The sequence below is a fragment of the Psychrobacillus sp. genome, from assembly GCF_056205495.1.
In genome coordinates this window covers 1-2,784 of the sequence record NZ_JBAEAP010000446.1, presented here as the reverse complement: position 1 = coordinate 2,784, position 2,784 = coordinate 1, and the positions used below count along the sequence as shown (strand labels likewise).

The following is a 2,784-nucleotide window of genomic DNA, read 5'->3' as shown; positions in this document are numbered from 1 at the left end:
CCTTCTATATTTGTAAAACTATTTAATAACCGCGATGCTGTATAGGGAGAGTCTACTAGACAAAAATGTTGGAAATCCTTAACGGTCATTCTGGATTTCACTAGTAAAAAGTATTCTCTAATTGCAGCCTTATGAGCCCCTCGATCAGTCTTCCCACACTTCCCGCACTTCCAGGTCGAGTAGTGCCGCTGCATCCCTAACGCTCCACAGTTTGGACACTCGACTCCACGCACCAAATCTCCCGGAGCGATTCTATAATATTCACATAACGGAGGCATGACATATGGTGATAGACTTCTCTCGATTAAAGAAACAATCTCATTAAACTTACCCAGTTTAATTGGCTCGGCCAATCCATTACCATGCATTTGATAGATTCTCTCGATCATGCTTTCTAGTTTGAAAATTGGATAGTTAGAGGGTTTTTCGCGGATGCGACTGGACTTGGCGGTCATGATGATGGCGCCGGTCACCTTCATGGTGGGGCAGACGTTTCGTAGAAATTCTTTCATGAAGCGGATATTACGCGTTAATTGAAAATATGGATTGGGGAAGGGAGTTTCCATTCCATCTACTTCTTTATAAAATTCTTCATCTTTAAAATACAAATTGCCGTTCATGTTTTTGGACTCGATTACCATACAGCAGCGGTCGCTCACTATTAAACAATCAATCTGGATTTTCCATTCGTCTAACAGTAAACCTACATTGGAAAATATATGATAGTTCCCGACTAATCTTAATTCCTCGAGCTTCCCGAGTAACCGATCTTCACCACGCTCACCGGCTTCACTTCGCCTTATATCCTCGGTCACAAACATATATTGCTCATGCTCAAATGACAATCTTTTTAATAAAATCTTCTGGGTTGGGTACAATAAACTTATTCACCTCCATTCTACATATATCTTACTTCAAACGTCTGAAAATTTCATTATTTTGAATATCGAAACTTATTCGTTGAGTTTTCGTCCTAACTATGACAAAATAACCAACAGCAGGAGGGAAACAGATGAGACTTATAATACAAGGACTTACTCTTGCGGCACTTACACTAGTACTTGCTGCATGTAACGATAAACAAGAAGTAAATTCAGAGGCGGGATCTGTAAATGATGGTGCTCCATCACAGTCAGAATCAGCACTAGACCACGGCGTTAAGGACAAATCGGACGTAGGCTTCGAAATGTCTTCTGACGGAAATGTGGAAGAAGCAGCGAATGTCCCTGAAAAGGAAAAAACGGCAGTATTAAATGCATTCAACGAATATATCGAAGCATTTAACGAAGAGGATATCGACCGCTATTTAAGTGTAATCTCTAAAAAACCAGAGGGCTTCAACTATGAGGACGATAAAAAGATGGTAATCGAAACCTTCGAAAATTATGATACGGTGCGTACAGCCGAAGATGTGACTATTATTGAATATAATGATAAAGAAGCGCAGGTTTACTCTAATCTTCATATTGCCCTTCATGAGCCAGGATCAGGTGCTAAGCTTGATCGAAATGGTCGCCAGGTGACTGTTTTTGCGAAGGAAGAAGGCAAATGGTTGGTAACAAGTGTCTATTTCATAGGCGAAACATCTGAATAAAAATTCACAACCCCAACATATATGATAAATATCATGGTTGGGGTCTTTTTATGCTTTCTTTTCCTATCCAGATTAAGTAAACTAGAGTTAGGAGAGTGATTTCTTATATGACGAAAACGGTAGTAGTAACGGATAGCACAGCGTATATCCCTGAAGAAATACGAGCAAGCTTGAATATTCAAATGGTTCCTCTTAGTGTCGTGATAGGAAACGAGACTTATAGAGAAGAAATAGATATTAATACAACCGAATTTTACGATAAAATCAGAAATGAAAAAGCACTTCCAAAAACCTCACAACCGTCTCTAGGAAACTTCGTAACCACCTTTGAAAATTTGGAGAAAGATTATGACTCCATCATTTCGGTTCATCTATCTAGTGGTATAAGCGGTACATTAGCTGGAGCAGAGCAAGCAGGTGGAATGGTAGAGGGAATCGATGTGTACACATTCGATACAGAGATTTCCTGTATGGTACAAGGCTTTTATGCAATGCGTGCTGCAGAAATGGCACAGGCAGGAGAAACGCCAGAAGCAATTCTCCAAGAGCTTAACAAAATGAAGCAATCCATGCGTGCATATTTCATGGTAGATAACCTGGATCACCTTCACCGCGGAGGTCGCCTAAATGGCTTTGAGCGTGTTATTGGTTCAGTTCTTCAAGTGAAACCAATCCTTCATTTTGAAAATAAAGTCATCGTTCCTTTTGAAAAAGTTCGTACACGCAAAAAAGCAATGAAGCGAATTGCAGACATGCTAGAAGAGGACGCTAAAAAATACGATAAAATCAAGGCTACCATCATTCATGCCAACAATGAGGATGAGGCAATTGCATGGAAAATCCTTCTCGAGGCTATCATGCCAAATGTTGAATTTACGATTAGCTACTTTGGACCGGTTATCGGTACGCACCTTGGAGAAGGATCCATGGGGCTAGGCTGGTACCACGTCGAGTCGTAATGATGAACGAGCAATTACAACAATTTCTCACTGGACGAATATGGCTTCGCGCACATACACCATTTCCGCGCGAGGTCATTGACGACCATATCCGCAACGGCCACATTCACCTCAAGCCAGGAATTGAAACAATACAATCCCACTCAATTTTCCAATCAAACAAGCACATCTGCAATCGATGCCACAACACAAACCCATCCCTATTTTATTCATTTCCATGTTCCCGTTGTA

The 2,784-nt window shown here is 40.7% G+C and carries 3 protein-coding genes; 2 read left to right on the top strand and 1 reads right to left on the bottom strand.

Annotation, left to right across the window (positions count from 1 at the left end):
- A partial coding sequence (locus AC06OU_RS12910) for an NERD domain-containing protein (protein WP_475856268.1) occupies positions 1–878 on the bottom strand: 878 nt, incomplete at its 3' end.
- Positions 879–1,012: 134 nt separating this feature from the next.
- Here AC06OU_RS12910 and AC06OU_RS12905 point away from each other — a divergent pair.
- A complete protein-coding gene (locus AC06OU_RS12905; protein ID WP_475856266.1) occupies positions 1,013–1,594 on the top strand; it encodes a nuclear transport factor 2 family protein in 582 nt (193 codons plus the stop codon).
- Positions 1,595–1,701: 107 nt separating this feature from the next.
- Positions 1,702–2,553, top strand: a complete 852-nt coding sequence (locus AC06OU_RS12900) for a DegV family protein (protein ID WP_475856265.1) — start codon at positions 1,702–1,704, stop codon at positions 2,551–2,553.
- The last annotated feature ends 231 nt before the right edge of the window (positions 2,554–2,784 follow it).

Bases quoted from the DNA above. Each gene is read 5' to 3' on its own strand.
- AC06OU_RS12905 (WP_475856266.1), top strand. From the start codon at position 1,013: ATGAGACTTATAATACAAGGACTTACTCTTGCGGCACTTACACTAGTA.
- AC06OU_RS12900 (WP_475856265.1), top strand. From the start codon at position 1,702: ATGACGAAAACGGTAGTAGTAACGGATAGCACAGCGTATATCCCTGAA.